The organism is Enterobacter sp. 2VL, assembly GCF_005503595.1.
GTDB lineage: Bacteria > Pseudomonadota > Gammaproteobacteria > Enterobacterales > Enterobacteriaceae > Enterobacter > Enterobacter cancerogenus.
Window position 1 is genome coordinate 151,522 of the sequence record NZ_SCNE01000001.1, and the last position, 20,919, is coordinate 172,440.

The 20,919-nt window shown below is 55.0% G+C and carries 23 protein-coding genes; 10 read left to right on the forward strand and 13 right to left on the reverse strand.

Annotated features, from left to right (window positions below):
• Positions 1-71: 71 nt before the first annotated feature.
• Genes FFS28_RS00790 through eptA form a run of 3 tightly spaced genes read right to left on the reverse strand, consistent with a single transcriptional unit; the run spans position 72 to position 3,490 of the window.
• Positions 72-1,169, reverse strand: a complete 1,098-nt coding sequence (locus tag FFS28_RS00790; protein ID WP_006174938.1) for an alkene reductase — start codon at positions 1,167-1,169, stop codon at positions 72-74.
• A gap of 54 nt (positions 1,170-1,223) precedes the next feature.
• Positions 1,224-1,823, reverse strand: a complete 600-nt coding sequence (locus tag FFS28_RS00795; protein ID WP_137848474.1) for a TetR/AcrR family transcriptional regulator — start codon at positions 1,821-1,823, stop codon at positions 1,224-1,226.
• 26 nt (positions 1,824-1,849) lie between these two features.
• Complete coding sequence (gene eptA, locus FFS28_RS00800) at positions 1,850-3,490, reverse strand: phosphoethanolamine transferase EptA (RefSeq protein ID WP_137848891.1); 1,641 nt, start codon at positions 3,488-3,490, stop codon at positions 1,850-1,852.
• A gap of 148 nt (positions 3,491-3,638) precedes the next feature.
• Here eptA and FFS28_RS00805 point away from each other — a divergent pair, with 148 nt between their 5' ends.
• The 3 genes from FFS28_RS00805 to sodC all read left to right on the forward strand — a co-directional run bounded on the left by FFS28_RS00805 (position 3,639) and on the right by sodC (position 5,423).
• Entirely contained in the window at positions 3,639-3,878 is a 240-nt protein-coding gene (locus FFS28_RS00805) for a DUF1289 domain-containing protein (protein WP_006174941.1), read from the forward strand.
• Between the two features lie 48 nt (positions 3,879-3,926).
• Positions 3,927-4,823 (forward strand): aldo/keto reductase, encoded by an 897-nt coding sequence (locus tag FFS28_RS00810; RefSeq protein ID WP_058608937.1) that lies wholly within the window; start codon positions 3,927-3,929, stop codon positions 4,821-4,823.
• An 81-nt stretch (positions 4,824-4,904) separates the two neighbouring features.
• Positions 4,905-5,423, forward strand: coding sequence for a superoxide dismutase [Cu-Zn] SodC (gene sodC, locus FFS28_RS00815; protein WP_006174943.1), 519 nt, complete (start codon positions 4,905-4,907; stop codon positions 5,421-5,423).
• On the opposite strand, the gene FFS28_RS00820 is transcribed toward sodC, so the two are convergent.
• From FFS28_RS00820 to FFS28_RS00830, 3 genes are read right to left on the reverse strand one after another with little or no spacing between them, the layout of a single operon-like run.
• Entirely contained in the window at positions 5,402-7,435 is a 2,034-nt protein-coding gene (locus tag FFS28_RS00820) for an FUSC family protein (RefSeq protein WP_137848475.1), read from the reverse strand. The genes sodC and FFS28_RS00820 overlap by 22 nt on opposite strands.
• Positions 7,435-8,295, reverse strand: coding sequence for an efflux RND transporter periplasmic adaptor subunit (locus FFS28_RS00825; RefSeq protein ID WP_137848476.1), 861 nt, complete (start codon positions 8,293-8,295; stop codon positions 7,435-7,437). Before FFS28_RS00825 ends, FFS28_RS00820 begins: the two co-directional genes overlap by 1 nt.
• A 2-nt stretch (positions 8,296-8,297) precedes the next feature.
• A complete protein-coding gene (locus FFS28_RS00830; protein ID WP_006174946.1) occupies positions 8,298-8,534 on the reverse strand; it encodes a DUF1656 domain-containing protein in 237 nt (78 codons plus the stop codon).
• A gap of 187 nt (positions 8,535-8,721) precedes the next feature.
• On the opposite strand from FFS28_RS00830, the gene slyA reads away from it, so the two are divergent.
• Positions 8,722-9,162, forward strand: a complete 441-nt coding sequence (gene slyA / locus FFS28_RS00835; RefSeq protein WP_006174947.1) for a transcriptional regulator SlyA — start codon at positions 8,722-8,724, stop codon at positions 9,160-9,162.
• A gap of 37 nt (positions 9,163-9,199) precedes the next feature.
• Here the strand turns inward: slyA and FFS28_RS00840 are convergent, their stop codons facing one another.
• The gene (locus FFS28_RS00840; protein ID WP_249357415.1) at positions 9,200-10,435 is read right to left on the reverse strand and encodes a sensor domain-containing diguanylate cyclase; all 1,236 of its coding nucleotides are present in this window, start codon (positions 10,433-10,435) and stop codon (positions 9,200-9,202) included.
• An 18-nt stretch (positions 10,436-10,453) separates the two neighbouring features.
• On the opposite strand from FFS28_RS00840, the gene FFS28_RS21760 reads away from it, so the two are divergent.
• Positions 10,454-10,648 carry a hypothetical protein gene (locus FFS28_RS21760; protein ID WP_249357416.1) on the forward strand — a complete coding sequence of 65 codons (195 nt, stop codon included), beginning with the start codon at positions 10,454-10,456 and terminating at the stop codon, positions 10,646-10,648.
• Positions 10,649-10,753: 105 nt separating this feature from the next.
• Here the strand turns inward: FFS28_RS21760 and slyB are convergent, their stop codons facing one another.
• Entirely contained in the window at positions 10,754-11,221 is a 468-nt protein-coding gene (gene slyB / locus FFS28_RS00845) for an outer membrane lipoprotein SlyB (protein ID WP_137848478.1), read from the reverse strand.
• A gap of 253 nt (positions 11,222-11,474) precedes the next feature.
• On the opposite strand from slyB, the gene anmK reads away from it, so the two are divergent.
• The 5 genes from anmK (at position 11,475) to pdxY (ending at position 16,062) form a co-directional block, all read left to right on the forward strand.
• On the forward strand, positions 11,475-12,599 hold the full coding sequence (gene anmK, locus FFS28_RS00850; protein WP_137848479.1) for an anhydro-N-acetylmuramic acid kinase: 1,125 nt from the start codon (positions 11,475-11,477) through the stop codon (positions 12,597-12,599).
• A 94-nt stretch (positions 12,600-12,693) separates the two neighbouring features.
• A complete protein-coding gene (mliC, locus tag FFS28_RS00855; RefSeq protein ID WP_006174951.1) occupies positions 12,694-13,017 on the forward strand; it encodes a C-type lysozyme inhibitor in 324 nt (107 codons plus the stop codon).
• A gap of 57 nt (positions 13,018-13,074) precedes the next feature.
• A complete protein-coding gene (gene pdxH, locus FFS28_RS00860; RefSeq protein ID WP_102891007.1) occupies positions 13,075-13,731 on the forward strand; it encodes a pyridoxamine 5'-phosphate oxidase in 657 nt (218 codons plus the stop codon).
• A 125-nt stretch (positions 13,732-13,856) separates the two neighbouring features.
• Entirely contained in the window at positions 13,857-15,131 is a 1,275-nt protein-coding gene (gene tyrS, locus FFS28_RS00865; protein ID WP_042319674.1) for a tyrosine--tRNA ligase, read from the forward strand.
• A gap of 70 nt (positions 15,132-15,201) precedes the next feature.
• Positions 15,202-16,062 carry a pyridoxal kinase PdxY gene (pdxY, locus tag FFS28_RS00870; protein ID WP_137848480.1) on the forward strand — a complete coding sequence of 287 codons (861 nt, stop codon included), beginning with the start codon at positions 15,202-15,204 and terminating at the stop codon, positions 16,060-16,062.
• A 77-nt stretch (positions 16,063-16,139) separates the two neighbouring features.
• Here pdxY and gstA read toward each other — a convergent pair whose 3' ends face one another.
• The 5 genes from gstA to rsxG form a co-directional block, all read right to left on the reverse strand.
• Positions 16,140-16,745: a glutathione transferase GstA gene (gene gstA, locus FFS28_RS00875; protein ID WP_006174955.1), complete on the reverse strand. Its 606-nt coding sequence runs from the start codon at positions 16,743-16,745 to the stop codon at positions 16,140-16,142.
• A 105-nt stretch (positions 16,746-16,850) separates the two neighbouring features.
• Positions 16,851-18,359: a dipeptide/tripeptide permease DtpA gene (gene dtpA / locus FFS28_RS00880; protein ID WP_137848481.1), complete on the reverse strand. Its 1,509-nt coding sequence runs from the start codon at positions 18,357-18,359 to the stop codon at positions 16,851-16,853.
• A 611-nt stretch (positions 18,360-18,970) separates the two neighbouring features.
• Positions 18,971-19,606: an endonuclease III gene (gene nth, locus FFS28_RS00885; RefSeq protein ID WP_137848482.1), complete on the reverse strand. Its 636-nt coding sequence runs from the start codon at positions 19,604-19,606 to the stop codon at positions 18,971-18,973.
• A complete protein-coding gene (locus tag FFS28_RS00890; protein WP_058608927.1) occupies positions 19,603-20,289 on the reverse strand; it encodes an electron transport complex subunit E in 687 nt (228 codons plus the stop codon). The genes nth and FFS28_RS00890 overlap by 4 nt, the downstream gene beginning before the upstream one ends.
• 2 nt (positions 20,290-20,291) lie before the next feature.
• Positions 20,292-20,912, reverse strand: coding sequence for an electron transport complex subunit RsxG (gene rsxG / locus FFS28_RS00895; protein WP_137848483.1), 621 nt, complete (start codon positions 20,910-20,912; stop codon positions 20,292-20,294).
• Between the last annotated feature and the right edge of the window lie 7 nt (positions 20,913-20,919).

The following is a 20,919-nucleotide window of genomic DNA, read 5'->3' on the forward strand; positions in this document are numbered from 1 at the left end:
ATCTTTTTTAACAGAAACGATGTTTTAGTATAGCGGCGATATGTCGCCGCTATCAATGCACAATGACGGGATTAGAGCGTAGGGTAGTCGGTGTAGCCTTCCGCGCCGCCGCCGTAGAAGCTTTCCGGACGCTGAGGGTTAAGCTCTGCTTTATGTTTAAGACGTGCGACCAGATCCGGGTTAGCGATGAAATCGCGACCAAACGCAACGGCATCGATCAGGCCTTTGTTGATCAAATCTTCTGCTTTCTCAGGCGTGTACGCGCCCGCACCGATGATCACCCCGTGGAAACGATCGCGCACTTTCTGACGGAACGCTTCGGTGTATGGCTGACCGCCCGCCCAGTCTGGCTCGGACATGTGCAGGTAGGCAATGCCGCGTTTGGCCAGTTCTTCAATCAGATACAGCGCGTCTGCTTCTTCATTCGGGCCGTTGTCCACGTTCTGGAACGTACCGATCGGGGAGACGCGGATACCGATACGGTCAGCGCTCCACTCTTTACACACTGCGTCCACCACTTCCAGTACCAGACGCGCGCGGTTCTCAACGCTGCCGCCGTATTGGTCGGTACGGTGGTTAGAAGACGGGGAGAGGAACTGGTGCAGCAGGTAGCCGTGGGCCGAGTGCAGTTCAACCATGTCGAAACCGGCTTCACGCGCATTCGCGACCGCCTGACGGAAATCATTGACGATACCCGGGATCTCGTCCAGCTCCAGCGCACGCGGCATGGACGTATCAACGCGAATGGCGTTGCCGTTTTCATCGCGCAGGGAGGTGCGGGTATTGGCGCTCAGGGCCGAGGCGGAAACCGGTGCCTGGCCGCCAGGCTGGATGCTGCTGTGTGAGATACGCCCGGTGTGCCACAGCTGCACCGCGATGCGGCCATCGTCAGCGTGCACGCCAGCGGTGATTTTCTTCCACGCGGCAATCTGCTCCGGGCTGTGCAGGCCAGGTGCGCCCGCGTAGCCTTTCGCCTGAGCGGAAATCTGGGTTGCTTCGGAGATGATCAGGCCAGAGCTTGCGCGCTGACGATAGTATTCACCCATCAGTGGAGTCGGAATATCACCCGGCTCAATGCTGCGCAGACGGGTCAGCGGGGCCATGAACACGCGGTTCGGTGCAGTAACAGCACCCACTTTCAGTGGGGTAAATAATTTTTCATCGGACATAAAGGCTCCTGAGTAGACCAGTCGACTAGTAACGAAGTAAATAAAAAACGCCTGCTAAACGCCAGGCGCTGTAATTGTGTATTTCACATGCGCCAGGGCGCTTTCAAGCGGTGCGGCACTGCGAGAAATTTTGGCCTGCAGATTGGCGCCTAACCACAGGGCATAAAGAACCTGCGCCTGGGTTAACGGCTCCCCGGAGAAGGCCAGCGTTTTTTCGTCGCGACCTTTCTCCAGCGCCTGCGCAAGCAGGGCGATAACACCCGTGGCGCCTTTATCCATGGCTGCGCGCATATCTTCGGAAAGATCGCACACCTCGGCAGAAAGTTTTACCGTCAGGCAGCCGCTGATAATGCCCTGCTGACAGAACTGGGTCAGCGTTTCCTGATAGTAGTTCAGCACACGATCCCGATAGCTGCCTTCACCCTGGGCAAAATGGGTGGCGAGGCGCTGATGATAGCTGGCATAGTGCCGCTCAAGCATCGCCACGCCGAAGGCTTCTTTGGATCGAAAATAGTGATAAAACGATCCCTTCGGCACTTCGGCGGTTTTTAACAGCTCGCTCAGCCCCATTCCGGTAAACCCGCGATGCATGCAAAGACGCTCGCCGGTAGCCAGTAGATGTTCGCGCGTATCGTGTTCAGTGTGTCTGCTCATCGTTGCACTGTATTAGACCATTCGGTCTAATGCAAGCCGATTTCGTGTCTGCATGCGTTGACAATATCCAGCTGCTGCTGATAAACCGTTGATTTTACGTCCATCATCCCCAGCACCGTTGAGAACAAGTTGTCCTGTGACACCGCATTTTTTGCTGCATAATCACTTAAGCACTGCTCATCAACGCCAAAGTTTTTCGCATAGTCCGGGGAGAGCCAGAACACGAACGGAATGTGCGTCTGCTGTTCCGGCGCCAGCATGTAAGGCGTGCCGTGCAGATAAATTCCGCTTTCACCCAGCGATTCACCGTGATCAGACAGGTAGATCAGCGCCGTATTCATGCTGCTCTGGCGCGCTTTCAGCGCGTCGATGGTTTTACTGACCACGCTGTCGGTGTACAGAATCGTGTTGTCGTAGGTGTTAATCAGCGCCTGATGATCGCAGTCCTGAATTTCATTGGTATCACAGGTCGGGGTGAATTTCCGGAAACTGCTGGGATAGCGGTTGTAATAGGCCGGTCCGTGGCTGCCCATCAGGTGTATGACCAGAACGCTGTCCTGTTTCAGCCCGTCCAGCACGTTATCAAGACGGTAGAGGTTGACGTCGTCGATGCAGGACTGGTCTTTACAGAACGTATCCAGCTTCCACTGCGTCATGTCCGTGTGCGGCACGCGATCGCAGGCGCCTTTACAACCGCCGTCATTATCACGCCACAGCAGATTGATGCCCGCATGGCGGAGCACGTCGAGCAGGCCTTCCTGGTGATGGGCCAGATCGGCATCATAATTTTTTCGGGTCATACCGGAGAACATGCAGGGAACCGACACCGCGGTCTCGGTACCGCAGGACGAGGCCTGAGGGAAGGAAATCACCTTTTGCTTTTCCAGTTCCGGAGTCGTTTCGCGACCATAGCCATTTAGCGAGTAGTTCGCCGCGCGTGAGGCTTCACCGACGACCACGACCAGAACCGTTTTCTTCTGTTGGCCGGAAATCAGCGCCCCTTTATGGGCATCCTCCCCGATGCGCACCAGCGTTTGATCGCCTGCAAACCAGCGGGTTTTGCTGTATTTGATAACCGCGCTGACGTAGTTCGCCGGGGTGACCATTTTCACAATGCTTTTGTTATTACGAAATAACGAGGCGTAGTCCTTATAAAACACGGAGGCGATCAGCACGATCACCAGCAGCGCGCCCAGCATGGCCGCGACCCGCATGAGCAGGGCGTACCACCATTTCCCCGCGCGGATCGTTGTCAGAGCCAGCACCACCGACGGCACCACCCCTGCAATGACAATCCACAACACGATTTGCGGCGTCAGCAGCGCGGTAGCTTCCTGGGAATTGGTTTCGAATACGTTGACGATCATGTTCTGGTCGATAACCGCACCGTAGGTATACATAAAGTAGGTGGCAGCGGCGCATCCCATGGTCAGGATGATCATCAGCGGCTTGCGGATAAACGGGATATTCAGCAGGCTGAAGACAATGACCCAGCCGCAAAACAGCACCAGCGGAACAGACGCTGCGAACAGCATGTCGTGCAGATGAGCAGGGGCAATAATCTGCCAGCTGCGGTGAATGAACAGCGCGTTTAGCGCGGTGAAGAAGAGAGCACAACCGAGCGTGAACTTCATGTCGTTACAGTGTAACTTTTTGGCAAACCACATCATTAACAAACCATTCTTTATAGTGATGTGTTGAGTATAAGGCGGGAAGATTAGTGAAACCTTAATGCCACATTTCTGTGGTAAAGCCCTTGCAGACGCCGTGTTTAGCGTCTTCACTGTAGGTGATAAACGGTTTGCGGAGGTGTGTGTGGCAGAGCAGCTGGAGTTTTTCCCCGTCCAGAGCCCTTGCCGGGGGATTTGCCAGTCGGATGAACGCGGATTTTGTCGCGGCTGTATGCGTACCCGCGATGAACGGTTCAACTGGCAACATTTAAGCGATCCGCAAAAGCAGGAGGTGCTTCGCCTGTGCCGGCAGCGTCTCCTGCGCAAATTACGCGCAAACAAAGCGGTTGAAAGCGAAGAACCCCAGCAACCTTCACTGTTTTAGCAAGGTAATTGCGTATACTGATGACATAACTTCTCTGAGGAAATTGTTATGGTTCAGCGTATTACTCTTGCCCCGCAGGGCCCGGAATTTTCCCGCTTTGTGATGGGTTACTGGCGTTTGATGGACTGGAATATGTCCGCTCCCCAGCTGGCGAGCTTTATTGAAGAACACCTCGATCTTGGCATCACCACCGTCGACCATGCTGATATATATGGCGGCTATGCGTGTGAAGCGGCCTTTGGCGAGGCGCTGAAACGTGTGCCTGCGCTGCGTGCCAGAATGGAGATCGTAACGAAATGCGGTATCGCCACCACGGCAAAACCTGAACATGCCCTCGGCCATTACATCACCGACAGCGCACACATCGTTAAGAGCGCCGAGCAGTCGCTGGTGAATCTGGCCACAGACCATATCGACCTGCTGTTAATTCACCGCCCCGATCCGCTGATGGATGCCGATGAGGTGGCTGAAGCGTTCCTCAATCTTCATCAGAGCGGCAAAGTGCGCCACTTCGGCGTCTCGAACTTTACGCCAGCCCAGTTCGCGCTGCTGCAGTCACGTCTGCCGTTCACGCTGGCGACTAATCAGGTTGAGATTTCACCGGTTCACCAGCCGCTGCTGCTGGATGGCACGCTCGACCAGCTGCAACAGCTGCGCATTCGTCCTATGGCGTGGTCTTGCCTTGGCGGCGGACGGCTGTTCAATGATGAAGCCTTCCAGCCGCTGCGTGATGAGCTGGAAACCGTTGCCCGTGAACTCAACGCTGAGAGCATTGAGCAGGTGGTGTATGCGTGGATCCTGCGTCTGCCGTCAAAACCGCTGCCCATTATTGGTTCCGGCAAGATTGAACGCGTGCGCGCCGCGCTGGGCGCTGAAGAACTGCAGATGACCCGCCAGCAGTGGTTCCGCATTCGCAAGGCGGCGCTCGGTTACGACGTTCCGTGATCGGGTAACGCGGTGACTTTCCGGTGATTTCTCTGCTCCTGGTTTAAACTTAAGGAGCAAAAAATAATCAACGGAGGTTACATGAAACGTTTTGCTCTGGCATTAGTGGCACTGGCTGTTTGCGCAGGCGCGCAGGCAGCCAGCGATGAAGTAGAAATGAATCTCGTCACCTCTCAGGGGGTTGGCCAGTCCATCGGGACGGTGACCATCACCGAAACGGACAAAGGGCTTGAGTTTGCCCCCAATCTCAAAGCGCTTCCTCCCGGTGAACATGGCTTCCATGTTCATGCCAACGGCAGTTGTCAGCCCGCGATAAAAGAGGGTAAAGCGTCGGCGGCAGAAGCGGCGGGCGGCCACCTCGATCCTGAGCACACCGGTAAACATGAAGGCCCGGAAGGAATGGGGCACTTAGGGGACCTGCCGGTGCTGGTCGTGAATAACGATGGCAAAGCCACGGACCCCGTTACCGCGCCACGGCTGAAAAAGCTGGACGAGGTAAAGGGTAAGTCGCTGATGATCCACGTTGGTGGCGATAACATGTCCGATCAGCCTAAACCGCTTGGCGGCGGGGGAGCACGCTACGCCTGCGGGGTGATCTGATCGCCAATCGTACCCGGCGGCGGCGCTTGTTCGAGCTGCGAAAGCGAACAGTGCAGCCGCCAGATTATCGACGCTAAATCCCGCGCCGCAGGCAAATGATGGCGCGCCAGGGTATCGCAAATGCGCTGCAGTTCGCCGAGCGTGACGCTAAGTGACCGCTGCTGAACGCCACGCTCGCTCATGACATCCCGCAGCAGAGAGATACAGACATCCCGAACCTGCGACAACGGATCGGAACGCGTCTCCCAGGCACGCAGCTGCCAGACCACATGCGAACAGTTCAGCAATACCACGCCCCAGCGAAGCAGCCAGCGGCGCGCAAGGGAGTCCTGACTGTTATTGAGCTGGCTGACGTGGTGATACACCAGCGACTCATACTCACTCTCGCGCAGATGCGGCCTGCGGCTGAGCTGATCGACGAACCCCCTGCGTAACTCCCGAATATGACGGCGGCTTTTACGGGCATCGGACCCTGGACGCAGCACGGCGAACGCTAACCACGCCAGCCCCACGCCTAAAATTTTGGCCAGATTGTCATTGAGGAAGTCGGCGTAATCATAGACCGGTGGATTTGTGACCGAGATAAATGACCCCATAAAGACGATCAGCTGTCCCCACAGGCCTGCCAGCTTCGGCATTTGCAGCTTCAGCAACTGCATGGTGATTAATAGCGGAAAGAGAAACAGCAGAAACTGCCAGAGATCGCTTATCTGCACCATCAACCCAAACTTGACGACAAAACTGAATAAGGACAGCAGCACCAGCGTGCGAAGCAGCAGCGTCAGCGAGTTGAACGGCGAGGCGACGACGGAATAGAGCACGCAGCTGATGGCGGCCAGGGTGAGGGCGGCGCTGCCGGATTCCCATTGGGTGGTGATGCTCCATGCGCCAACCAGCGTCAGCGCACAGAAGGTGCGAAACCCGCTCCACAAGGCTTCCATATAGTCGGTATGGCGCGCCAGCGCCGGGCTGCCCGGTACGGCGAATTCTGTTATCGGGGTGGCATTCTCAATCGCCCGGATCCAGCGGCTGCTGCGCAGATAGAGCCGGCAAAAATAGTTCAGGCGCTGCCAGAAGGCCCGGTGGCGATAGTCATATTCATCCGTTGGGGCGAGCGGGGCGATAATCCGTGCCACGGTATAGATATCCGCATCCGGTCGGGCGAGGGCGGCGAGCAGCGTATCGATAACCTCTCGGGTATGCACAGGCGAGTCGGGCCAGTTCAGCAGCATCCTGCGCAGGCTGGAGATGGCGCTGGTCATCCGCAACTGCTGATGCAGAAGATAGTTCAGGAGCGTGTTCTGGCGGCGGAAGCGGTAATGGCTCCAGAACGCCTGAATGCGCAGCAGATTCATGGTCAGGATCTGCCCGATGACCTTTTCATGTGCCAGGCGAATATCATCGTTGGTGTCGGGCTGCCACAGCAGACTGGCGTGTTCCAGCAGGCGCGCGTGCATCGTCTTCAGGGCGGTGATAAGCGCGGTACCGTCTGAGGTACTGGGCAGGATCATCATCATCACCCCGCCACACAAGATCCCAACGATAACTTCACAGACGCGCGCCTGGGCAATGTCCCACAACTCGGTGGTGTCCAGCACGTTGACGACCGGGAAGGCGATGATCGCCGCCGTATAGCCCGCCAGCTGGAAAGCGTAGGCGACGTTGTTGGTAAAGTGCGCGCAGGCCCAGGTGCAAAACCCAAGCCATCCGGCCATGCTCAGTAAAAAGAGCCACGGATCGTTCAGGGTATGTCCGGCGATAATCAGTGCGGCCGTAGCCCCGAGTAAACTCCCCGCGACGCGGCCCAGACTTTTGCTGATCACGCCGCCGACGGTCGGGAAGCTGACCACTGCCGCCGAGGTCATTGCCCAGTAGGGTTGATCCAGATTGAGATAATACGCAACGGTAAGCGCCAGACACATCGCAATGCCGTTGCGCAAGGCGTAGCGCCACTGCGGGCGCGTCGCTTTGATCCACGGCGTATTGCGCCAGGAGAACGCCCGCAGGTTCATCAGTGTGACCCGATTGAGACAGTGCAGGTGGTACCGGATACCAACGTTATGCCTTGCGGAAGGGTATCGAACTCCACCCGGACCGGCACGCGCTGCGCAAGACGCACCCAGGGCACGTTAGGTTTGATGTCCGGCACCAGGCCTGAATCGGCCTCAACGCTCTGATCGTAGATGGCGCGGCCGATACTGGAGACGTGACCCTGTAACGTTTGCGAGCCGCTGTAGAGCGTTATGGTCGCTGGCGCGCCGTTCTGAATGTGGCGCAGCTTGGTTTCCTCGAAGTAGCCGACCACATAAAACGAGTGGCTGTCGACTAACGCAAAGACCGGCTGTCCGGTGGTGGCATAATCGCCCACGCGGGTGGAGAGGTTTGTTATCCAGCCGTCGACGGGCGCTTTTACCACGGTCTGGGTAAGCTGCCACTGCGCCTGTTTCAGCGTGGCCTGTGCCACCTCAACGCTGGCCTGCATTGCTTTTACGTTGAGGTTAGCGGTGTCCAGATCCTCCGCCGAAATATAGTTCTGCGACAGATGGCGACGGCGGTTGGCTTCATTGTTGGCTTTCGCCAGATCGGACTGGGCTTTAGCAAGTTGCGCCTGCGCATTGAGGACCGCAATGTGGAAAGGCGTCTCATCAATGCGGAACAACACATCACCCTGTTTAACGAACTGATTATCCTTCACCATCAGCGCGGTGATCGTGCCCGATACCTGGGGGGTAATACTGACCTGTTCCGCACGGACCTTGCCGTCTCGCGTCCAGGGCGATTGCATGTAGTAGTTCCACATCCACCAACCCGCGATGAGTGCCAGCGCCAGAACCAAAAGAGTGGAAAAGTATTTAAGCGTTTTCAGGGACATATTCACCACACAACCAATACGGCAAGGCCAAGACACACGGAGAGAGCAAAGAGGGAGAGATCCATCAGCATCGGATGCCAGATTTCGCCGGAGTACATCCAGTCGCGCAGCACGCGGTGTGCCACAAGCCAGATCAAAAAGCCCAGCAGGACAGCTTTAAACAGCGGCGGAAAATAGACGGATGCTCCGACAACCAGGTCCTGGAGGGGTAATCCCGCGGAGCTTAACGAGAACGTCACGAGCAGAGATCCTTTGCAGTGAGGAGAATGCCACGATGGCCTGTTTTTACATGACGACGCATGAATATTCAGTGTAAATCATACTGACAACATCGGCTGTATGCAGTATTGCATTTGTTTTGGCAATACAAATGCTGCACACTATTCTAAAATCAGTATAATAACTTAGCAAGCTAATTATAAGGAGATGAAATTGGAATCGCCATTAGGTTCTGATCTGGCAAGGTTGGTACGCGTCTGGCGTGCTCTGATTGACCATCGCCTGAAACCTCTGGAATTGACACAGACGCATTGGGTTACGCTGCATAACATCCATCAGCTTCCTCCCGACCAGTCACAAATTCAACTGGCAAAGGCGATCGGCATTGAACAGCCTTCGCTGGTACGTACGCTCGATCAGTTGGAGGAGAAGGGACTGATATCCCGTCAAACCTGCGCCAGCGACCGACGCGCTAAGCGGATTAAACTGACTGAAAAAGCCGCGCCAATCATCACCGAGATGGAGGCCGTCATCAGCAAGACGCGGGGGGAGATCCTCTCCGGGATTTCACCTGAGGAACTGGAGATGCTCATCGGGCTTGTTGCTCGCCTCGAGCAAAACATCCACGAACTGCAGTCGCGCGACTGATCCTGTAAAAAGGCCTTGCATCAGCAAGGCCTTTTTTTCACAGGTAAACCACCACCCGGTTGCGACCCGTCTCTTTCGCTTCATACATCGCCTTATCGGCGCACTCCACACACGTTTCCGCCGTCGTTTCGGCTGACGTCGCCGTAAAGACACCCATGCTGATAGTAATGGGTTCAGGCAGTTGCCCCTCGCTGCTGTTTTTATCGAAACTGCTGAGCTTCTCGCGGATCCGCTCCGCCACCAGGCGAGCCGTCTCCGGGGGGGTATTCGCCAGCATCAGAACGAACTCTTCGCCCCCGATGCGCGCAGCAATGTCATGCGGTCGCACCGAGTCCATCAGCAGGTTAGCGACAAACTGCAATACTTTATCACCCTGCAGGTGCCCGTAGCAGTCGTTGATACGCTTAAAGCGATCGAGATCGCTTACGACAACGGAAACCGGATGGGTACGGCTCGCACTGCGCAGCGAATGGTTGAGGGCGTCGTAAAAGTAACTGCGGTTATACAGACGCGTAAGCGGATCGCGAATGGAGTTTTGATAAGACTGCTGATACTTCAAATGTGATTCACGATAGAGGTTAAATACATCATAAAGCAGAACGAATATAATCAGCAGCGTGGCTACTGTCTCAAATAAACGTACCCGATACCAGGAAATATCTTCAGCTTGCCCGGCTATCAGCATCATCAAAAGCGTCACGATATAACACACGGATAAAAAATTACCGCTGACCCAGAAGAGATTACGTATGCGGGTAATAATCATCAGCGTGACAAACGTCGCGACCCACAGCACGATTAAGATAATGTTAATAACCTGGTTCCAGAGAACCATAAAATGTCGGGTTTCATTATCAATCAAATCGACGGATAAAAGCGACGAATGGCTGGAGTAGAACCAGGCGAGGGTGATTATCACTGCGGTAAAAAGAAGCATGCCAAAAAAAAGAAAAATATGCGTCATGCGGGAAAGGGGAACATCACGCACGACATACAACAGGGCAGAAACAATAAACAACACCGCCATCAGGATATGGCGAAACATGTAGTAAATCATCGCATCGTTATAGTTAATAGTACTGAACTGATAGAGGTTCAGCCATGCCGGAAAGCTGGTGAGCGTCCCGATCATCAGCAGCGCTGAGCCGGTAAAGGCAAGAGCGATAGCGATAAGATATAACCGCCGTTTGTCACACCAGTATTTCATCACCATAAAGCAGGCGATAACCGAATGAAAGACCAGCAAAAAAATGGTCAGCGTGGGGAATAACAAAGGTGAAAACGAGGGGACGTGATTAACCAGCTGCAAAAACAGGAAATGCAATATCCCTATAACAAAAAAGCTCCCCAAAAAGAAAGGGATGTATCTATTATTTACATATCGACCAATCGCAAGCATAATAATCTTAACAAAATAAAAATGAATAATGGCGGGGAGTTTAGCGATGATATGCAAAAATTACTTTGCGCAGGAGCAAGGTATTAGAGGAAGTAATTATGAATAAGATGAATGTGTTTTAGCAATTAAAACGGATGGGAGATATTCATGTGAGATAAAGGATACGGCCTGTAGACCGTATCCTTTATTAAATTAACGTGGAGAAACGGTCACCTGGCTGCCGTTGCTGGCAATCACGACACGCTGGCCAGCAGAGAAGCGGGTGTTGCCTTGCTTCTGCACAACCATGATGGTGTTACCGTCATCTTTACGGATTTCCAGTTCAACACCCTGAGTTTTGTTCATGGCACCCTGTACGCCCTGGCCTGCTACGCCACCGGCAACAGCACCCGCCGCGGTAGCCAGTGAACGACCTGTCCCGCCACCGATGGTGTTACCCAGGAAGCCACCCAGAACGGCACCGCCGATTGCACCGACGACATTGCTGTCATCACCACCCTGGATTTGTACAGGACGTGCATTGACAATCGTACCGTAGGTGACGTTCTGCACCTGTTTGGCTTCAGACGCGCTATAAACGTCGCCAGAGAGTGAACTGTCATTCACACAACCAGCCAGTGTTAAACCAATCAGCGAAACGCTCAGTACACGTAAAATCATTTGAATCTCCTGTTCACCAACAACGCCCGGTTGGGGCATCCGTAATGGCTAAATTATATGGCATAAGAGGCCAACGTTCATAACTTTGTAAGCACAATAAGAAAAGTGTACTTGAAATTGGCTTAACGAGACATAAACAAAAATCTCTGTGGTACGTGTCTGACATTGTTAAAAAATATTATCGCCGCATAGAAAAGCCCCCCGGATTGTGGTTGAGTATTTATCCTAAGACCACGCAACCTAAGGAAAGCGCATGAAATCGGGTCGATACATAGGCGTGATGTCAGGCACCAGTCTTGATGGTGTTGATGTCGTTCTGGCAGCGATAGATGAAAACATGGTGGCCCAGCAGGCAAGCCTGACCTGGCCGATCCCCGTCTCGCTGAAAGAGGACATCCTGAACATCTGTCAGGGTCAGCAGCTGACGCTGTCACAGCTTGGGCAACTGGACGTCCGCCTGGGATCGCTGTTCGCGGATGCCGTTCTGGCGCTTATGCACAGGGAAAAACTGCAGCCGCAGGATATTGTGGCGATTGGCTGTCACGGGCAAACGGTGTGGCATGAACCGACCGGCGACGCGCCGCATACCCTGCAAATTGGCGATAACAACCAGATCGTAGCGAAAACCGGCGTAACGGTTGTGGGCGATTTTCGTCGACGGGATATTGCCCTTGGCGGGCAGGGCGCGCCGCTGGTTCCAGCTTTCCATCAGGCGCTGCTGGCACACCCCAGCGAACGACGGATGGTGCTCAACATTGGCGGGATCGCCAACCTGTCGATGCTGATCCCGGGCCAGCCGGTGCGCGGGTACGATACGGGGCCGGGCAATATGCTGATGGATGCCTGGATCTGGCGTCAGTGCGGCAAACCCTACGACAAGGACGCGCAGTGGGCGAGCGAAGGTAAAGTTGTCCTGCCGCTCCTGCAATCCATGTTAAGCGATCCCTATTTTTCGCTTCCTGCGCCTAAAAGCACCGGCCGTGAATATTTCAACTATGGCTGGCTGGAGCGCCAGCTGGCGCCGTTTCCGGCGCTGGCCGCGCAGGACGTCCAGACCACGCTGGTGGAGTTAACCGCTGTCTCGATATCCGAACAGGTCATGCTCAGCGGCGGATGCGAGCGACTGCTGGTGTGTGGCGGCGGCAGCCGTAACCCGCTGGTGATGGCACGTCTCGCCGGGTTGTTGCCAGGCACCGAAGTCTCGACCACAGATGAGGCCGGGATCAGCGGGGATGATATGGAAGCACTGGCCTTCGCCTGGCTTGCGTGGCGTACCGTTGCCGGCCTGCCGGGCAATTTACCGTCCGTCACCGGCGCGCGTGAAGCCAGCGTGCTGGGGGCGATTTTCCCCGCAAATCCTCGTCATAATCAGAGTTAACTGAATTTCAGTGCCGCGGCCAGCCGTTAGAATGTGATGAAAAGCCGGAGGGTGATAACGCCCTCCGGGATCAGAAAAGTCGACGGAACACGCCATGAAAAAACTTCTTCTTATTACTCTGCCTTTTTTACTTGCAGGATGCAGCGCCTATAACCAGTTCGTTGAACGCATGCAGACCGATACGCTGGAGTATCGCTGCGATGAAAAACCGCTCACCGTGAAGCTGAACAACCCGCGTCAGGAAGCGAGCTTTATTTATGACAATAAACTCCTGACCCTCAAGCAGGGCATGTCGGCCTCTGGCGCCCGCTATACCGACGGGATTTATGTCTTCTGGTCGAAAGGTGACAGCGCCACGGTCTATAAACGCGACCGTATCGTGCTGAACAATTGCCAGTTAGAAAATCCGAAGCGTTGAGATTTTCACAGGGGCGGCGCACAATAGCGCCACCCTAAGTCTATTTCAGCTAACGCCATGTCAGATAACGACGAACTGCAGCAAATTGCGCACCTGCGCCGTGAATACACCAAAGGCGGTCTTCGCCGCCAGGATCTTCCCGCTGAACCGCTGGCGCTTTTTGAGCGCTGGCTGAAACAGGCCTGCGAGGCTAAGCTCGCTGACCCCACGGCCATGGTTGTTGCCACGGTTGATGAAAACGGCCAGCCTTACCAGCGCATCGTGTTGCTCAAGCATTATGATGAAAAAGGGCTGGTGTTCTATACCAATCTTGGCAGCCGCAAGGCGCACCATCTCGAACACAATCCCCGTATTAGCCTGCTGTTCCCCTGGCACATGCTGGAGCGTCAGGTCATGGTCACCGGTAAAGTCGAACGCCTCTCGACGCTGGAGGTGGTGAAGTATTTCCACAGCCGTCCGCGCGACAGCCAGATTGGCGCGTGGGTCTCTAAGCAGTCCAGCCGTATTTCGGCGCGCGGCGTGCTTGAAAGCAAATTCCTCGAGTTAAAACAGAAATTCCAGCAGGGCGAAGTGCCGTTACCGAGTTTCTGGGGCGGGTTCCGCATCCCCATCGAACAGATGGAATTCTGGCAGGGGGGCGAGCATCGCCTGCACGACCGCTTTTTATACCAGCGCGAGAGCAACGGCTGGAAAATTGACAGACTGGCACCCTAAACCCCGAAATTTGTTGTTTTAAGCGCTAGCGCAACGTGCGCCAGCGCTTTATTCTATGTTCCTTTCGCACCAGGCGAAAAGTCGTGTACCGGCAAAGGTGCAGTCGTTTATACATGGAGAATTTGATGGCAAGCAGTAACTTGATTAAACAATTGCAAGAGCGGGGCCTCGTGGCCCAGGTGACGGACGAAGAAGCGTTAGCAGAGCGACTGGCGCAAGGCCCGATCGCGCTCTATTGCGGCTTCGATCCCACCGCCGACAGCTTGCATTTGGGGCATCTTGTTCCCTTGTTATGCCTGAAACGCTTCCAGATGGCGGGCCACAAGCCGGTCGCACTGGTGGGCGGCGCGACCGGTCTGATTGGCGACCCAAGCTTTAAAGCCGCTGAGCGTAAACTGAACACTGAAGACACGGTGCAGGAGTGGGTGGATAAAATCCGCAAACAGGTTGCCCCTTTCCTCGACTTCAACTGTGGTGACAACGCCGCTATTGCCGCGAATAACTATGACTGGTTTGGTGGCATGAACGTGCTGACCTTCCTGCGCGACATCGGCAAACACTTCTCTGTTAACCAGATGATTAACAAAGAAGCGGTGAAGCAGCGTCTGAATCGTGACGATCAGGGCATCTCCTTTACCGAGTTTTCCTACAACTTGCTGCAGGGCTATGACTTTGCCTGCCTGAACAAACTGCACGGCGTGGCATTGCAAATTGGCGGTTCTGACCAGTGGGGGAACATCACCTCTGGTATCGATTTGACCCGTCGTCTGCATCAGAATCAGGTCTTTGGCCTGACCGTACCGCTGATCACTAAAGCCGACGGCACCAAATTTGGTAAAACCGAAGGCGGCGCGGTATGGCTCGATCCGAAGAAAACCAGCCCGTACAAGTTCTATCAGTTCTGGATCAACACCGCCGACGCCGACGTGTATCGTTTCCTGAAATTCTTCACCTTCATGGATATTGAGGCGATCAATGCGCTTGAAGAAGAAGACAAAAACAGCGGTAAAGCGCCACGCGCTCAGTACGTGCTGGCGGACGAAGTGACCAAACTGGTTCATGGCGAAGAAGGTCTGGCGGCCGCAAAACGCATTACGGCAAGCCTGTTCAACGGCACGCTGAGCGATTTAAGCGAAGCGGACTTCGAACAGCTGGCGCAGGACGGCGTGCCGATGGTTGAGATGGAAAAAGGTGCAGACCTGATGCAGGCGCTGGTGGATTCCGAGCTGCAGCCGTCCCGCGGCCAGGCACGTAAAACCATCGCCTCTAACGCCATCACCATTAACGGCGAAAAACAGGCCGACCCGGAATACACCTTCGTTGAAGGGGACCGTCTGTATGGCCGCTACACGCTGCTGCGTCGCGGTAAGAAAAACTACTGTCTGGTGTGCTGGAAGTAATTAAAAAATGTCGCCAGGGGCGTGGGAAACCACGCCCCTTTTGTTTGTTCAGGGTAGTGGTAAGCAAAAAATGAAGAATATCCTCGCCATTCAGTCCCACGTTGTTTTTGGCCATGCGGGTAACAGCGCTGCGGAATTCCCCATGCGCCGCCTCGGTGCCAACGTCTGGCCCCTTAATACCGTTCAGTTTTCGAATCATACGCAATACGGTAAATGGACCGGCTGCGTGATGCCGCCTTCCCATCTGACGGAGATCGTGCAGGGCATTGCTGATATCGACCAGCTCAAGCGCTGTGACGCCGTGCTGAGCGGCTATCTTGGCTCCGCAGAGCAGGGTGAGCACATCCTTGGCATCGTACGCCAGGTCAAAGCTGCGAACCCGTCAGCAAAGTATTTCTGCGATCCGGTGATGGGGCATCCTGAGAAAGGCTGCATCGTCGCGCCCGGCGTGGCGGAGTTTCACGTGCGCCACGCGTTACCGGCGAGTGATATCATCGCCCCAAACCTGATCGAACTGGAGATCCTCTGCGAACACCCGGTCAATAGCGTCGACGAGGCGGTAAGTGCGTCCCGCGAGCTGATTGCTCAGGGGCCGGAGATTGTCCTGGTGAAGCACCTCGCGCGCGCAGGGATAAGCCATGACCGTTTTGAAATGCTGCTGGTGACCAGGGATGACGCCTGGCACATCAGCCGACCGCTGGTGGATTTCGGCGCGCGTCAGCCGGTTGGGGTGGGGGACGTGACCAGCGGTTTACTGCTGGTGAAACTGCTGCAGGGCGCAACCCTGCGCGATGCGCTTGAGCATGTCACTGCAGCCGTGTATGAAATTATGATTGCCACCAAAGACATGCATGAGTACGAATTACAGGTTGTGGCGGCGCAGGAGCGTATTGCGAAGCCTGAGCACTACTTCAGCGCCACTCGCTTATAATCATCGCCCGGCGGCGCTGCGCATGAAGGTGTAGGCCGGGTGAGCGTGAGCGCCACCCGGCAACACAAACCGCCCGGTCAGTTCAACCCTTCTGCTTTCAGCGCCGCGGCAACCGCCGGACGCTCCGCCACGCGCGTCATATACGCCGCAACATGGTCTAAGCCATCCATATTCAGCTTCACCGCGCGCGCCCAGCGCAGAACGGTGAACAGATACGCATCGGCAATGGTGAAACGGGCACCGGAAATCCACTGATCGTCTTTTAGCGAGTCGTTAATGTACTGCAGCTTTTTCTCCAGCAGTGCGCGCACGGTAGGTTTGTACTCTTCCGGCGTATCCGGGCGGAACAGCGGAGTAAAGCCTTTGTGCAGCTCGGTAGCGATATAGTTTAGCCACTCCAGCGTCTTATAACGGGCGATGCTGCCGGTCGGAGCAAGGAGCTGGCGGTCGGGCACGTTGTCCGCGAGGAACTGCATAATCGCCACGCCCTCGGTGAGCAGCGTACCGTCATCCAGCAGCAGAGCCGGAACTTGTCCCTTCGGGTTAATGGCAAAATAGTCATCGCCATTTTCCAGGCGCTTCTTCATCAGGTCGACGCCATCCAGCGTGAAATCCTTGCCGCTTTCGCGCAGGGTGATATGGGAAGCAAGAGAGCAGGCGCCCGGTTTGTAGAACAGTTTCATCGGTAACTCCTTTTCGCTGAGGTTTCAGCTATGTTAGTGCGCGATTGGATAAAAAAAAAGCCGCTAATGCATTAGCGGCTTTTATTCAGTCGTTTCCCGATGACATTACACGGCAGCGGTTTTGCTCGCTTTAGTGTCGTTGTCGTCGTCCTGAGTCATACGATTCAGCTTAGGCGCTGTCAGCAGCATCAGCACGGCGATAACGCCCGTGGCGATACCAATCTGCATGAACACGGTGCCATAGACGTTCAGAGACATCAGCGGGTCGGTCACGTTCTCCGGCACAGCCATCAGGTTAGCAATCTTACCGGCGATCAGTGCCGCACCGGCGGTGGTCAGGAACCAGCTGCCCATGATGAAGCCCATCAGACGCTGTGGAACCAGCTGTGCAACCATTGCCAGGCCCAGACCGGAGATCATCAGCTCACCCACAGACTGCAGCGCGTAGCTCAGGATCAGCCAGCTGACAGAGACGATACCCGCGTCGGTGGCAAACTTGGTACCCAGCGGCAGCACCAGGAAGGCACCGGAGCACAGCAGCATACCGATGGCGAACTTGTGCGGCATTGGCAGACGGTCGCCCATCTTGTTATAGATGGCAGCCAGAATTGGGGAACCAATCATGATCCAGAACGGGTTCAGCGCCTGGAACTGCTCCGGCTCGAACGCGATGCCCAGAATAGCGTGCTCAACGTTACGGATGGCGAAGAAGTTCAGAGAGGTTGGCATCTGCATGTACAGAACGAAGAAGATAATCGCCTGCAGCATCAGAATGAAGGCCACAATCATCTTACGACGCGCAGCACCGTGCATAGCAAAGGCTTCTTTCGCGAAGATACAGACGATACCCAGCGCAACTAATCCCAGAACGCCACGAGCGATGGTCTGGTTATGCAGCAGCCAGGTTGCGATCGCCACGAGGATCACAACACCTACGATGGTCGCCAGCAGTTTGCCCATGTGCACAGGTTCGAAGTCAGGTTTGGAGCCGTTGTTTTTAACCCAGCTGCGGCAGAACAGGAAGTTCACCACGGTGATCAGCATACCCACGAAGCTCAATGCGAACGCGACGCTCCAGCCAAACTTAGCAGCCAGCCACGGTGTTGCCAGCATAGAGAAGAAGGAACCGATGTTGATGGACATGTAGTACATGGTGAATGCACCGTCCAGACGCGGATCTTCTTTGTTATAGCAGGTTGAGAGCAGGGAAGACGGGTTCGCTTTGAACAAGCCGTTACCCACGGCGATGGTCGCCATACCCATGTACACAATCGCGGCGTCATGGCCAGACCATGCAACCAGCCCATAGCCAATCGCCAGAACGATGGCGCCCAGCATGATGACACGTTTGGTGCCAAGCACTTTATCACCCAGCCAGCCGCCTACCGCGACCAGACCGTACACCAGTGCGCTGAATGAAGAGAACAGCGTGATGGAATCGGCTTCTGACATACCCAGCTGTTTAACCAGGTAGACCGCCATGATCCCTTGCAGGCCGTAGAAACCAAAACGCTCCCATAACTCAATGGAGAAGATGAGATAGAACGCTTTAGGTTGTTTAAAAGCGTTCAGGCTCACGCTTTCTTCAGTTGGTTTATTGTTTGCAGTCGACACATATACCTCTTTTTTTACATCCCATATTAACGGGGGTGTTCATAGCGTGATGACCGTGGTCCATCCGCTTTATAGTTATATTGGGAGGGGAAACGGCGGGTAATGTTCACTATCCGCGGCCTTCTGGCAATACGTTTGTAATACTCTGTTACATATAACTGAAGCCCTATAATCAGCGGGTCAGGCAAATGTTATTCAGCGTTAAATTTCATTCGATGAGTTTTGTTGGTTTTTTTCACTACCTTTAGCCCCAGAAATCAGCTGTATGGCGATATGTTCTGCTATTTGCCCTTTCAGGCAGTGATATAGCCCATATTCTGAAAAATGACTGGTCTTATCTGCGGTGTTGGGGTGGTTAAATCTTGTCTGGCTAAGGGTTTGCCGGGCTTTTAACAACAAAAATCCAACATGACGTTATCAGAGTGATCCCGATCACAGATGTATAGAAATTTTTGGTGATGAAAAAACAATTAACCTGTTTGAGTGTTAAATCACCGAAGGATCGCCCGGTACGTTGCGGTCAACGGCGAACAAATTTCGGTCAAAAGGAAGGTTATTAGTACGCCTTCCTTTTATAAGGTATTGAATGGCTGAAGAATGCGGTGAGCGCGTCAGGCGTAGACTTTTTCTTTGTATTCGCAAAGATCTTCAATGATGCACGAGCCGCAGCGGGGCTTACGGGCAATGCAGGTATAGCGCCCATGCAAAATTAACCAGTGGTGGCAGTCCACCTTAAATTCTGCCGGTACCACTTTGAGCAATTTCTCTTCGACCTGCTCAACGTTCTTACCGGGCGCGAAGTTGGTGCGGTTTGAGACGCGGAAAATATGGGTATCCACGGCGATAGTCGGCCAGCCAAACGCCGTATTAAGCACCACGTTTGCCGTCTTGCGCCCGACGCCCGGCAGGGCTTCCAGCGCAGCGCGATCTTCCGGGACTTCACCACCGTGTTGTTCCAGTAAAATCCGGCAGGTTTTAATTACGTTCTCGGCTTTGCTGTTAAACAGCCCGATTGTCTTGATATAGGATTTAACCCCCTCGACGCCGAGCGCAAGCATGGCGTCAGGCGTATTAGCGACGGGGTAGAGCAGGGCCGTGGCTTTGTTGACGCTCACGTCGGTGGCCTGCGCAGAGAGCAGTACGGCGATCAGCAGCTCAAAGGGTGAGGTAAAGTTAAGCTCCGTCGTCGGATGAGGGTTTTCATTCCGCAGACGGGTCAGGATCGCAATGCGTTTCTCTTTATTCATGAAGCCTTCTCGGGTATCCCTTCCTGCACGCTGCGCTCGGCCGCGCGGCGTTTACGTTTTTCATCAATCAGGTATTTTATCGCCAGCATCATGCCAAGGCCAATAAAAGCACCCGGTGGCAGCATCGCCAGCAGGAAGGGGGTGTCCGTATGGAAGACCTCAATGCGTAGCGCTTTCGCCCAGCCGCCCAGCAGCGCATCCGCACCGTCGAACAGCGTTCCGTTGCCCAGAATTTCACGCAGGGAGCCCAGGACGAACATCGCGCCGGTCGCGCCCATGCCGATGGCAAAGCCATCCAGGGCAGACATCGCCGGGGTGTTTTTCACGGCAAAGGCTTCTGCGCGGCCCACAACGATGCAGTTGGTGACGATAAGCGGAATGAAGATCCCCAGGGACTGGTACAGTCCAAAGGCATAAGCGTTAATCAGCATCTGCACAATGCTCACCACCGAGGCGATGATCATCACGTAAATCGGAATGCGAATTTCCGTGGGCGTCCAGCGGCGCAGCGCAGAGATGGACAGGTTGGTCAGGGTCAGCACCAGCGTGGTCGCCAGCCCCAGGCCAAGGGCGTTGGTTGCGGTGGATGTCACCGCCAGCAGCGGGCACATCCCCAGCAGCTGAACCAATGCGGAGTTGTTCTTCCAGAGACCCTGGACGATAACCTCTTTAACCTGACTCATGATTACTCCTCACAGGCCGGAAGATTGTCAAGTTGCGCAGGCAGCGTTTCCGCGTACAGCCCGGCGCGTTTTACGGCGTTGACCACGGCGCGGGGGGTGATGGTCGCGCCCGTAAACTGGTCAAATTCGCCGCCGTCTTTCTTCACCGCAAAGGCAGTGTCATTCTCGCCATGAATCACTTTACCGGCAAAATGCAGTATCCAGTCGCTCAGGCGAGGCTCGATTTTATCCCCCAGGCCCGGCGTTTCGTGATGTTCCGTCACGCGCGTCCCCAGCACGGTGCCCGTGAAGTCGGTACCGACCAGCAGCTGTATCGCGCCAGAATAACCGTCCGGCGCCGTGGCTTCCATCACCGCGCCCACCGGTTTGTCACCTTTTCGGGCGATAAAGACGCGATGCGTCCCTTTGCCGAGCTGCGGAGCCTGCACCAGGAAGCAGCTTTGCTGCAGGTTATTATCATAGAGGTCAGAGGGGATCACCTGGTCAAAAAGCGCTTTCTGCTGCTTCGTCGACTGCTCATCAATGGTGGTTTTGGTCAGGGTATTGACCAGCGCGGTCAGGCCTGTCAGCACGGCGGCGAAAATAGCAAGCGTAACGCCGTGTTTTTGCATTGTTTTCAGCATGGCGAAA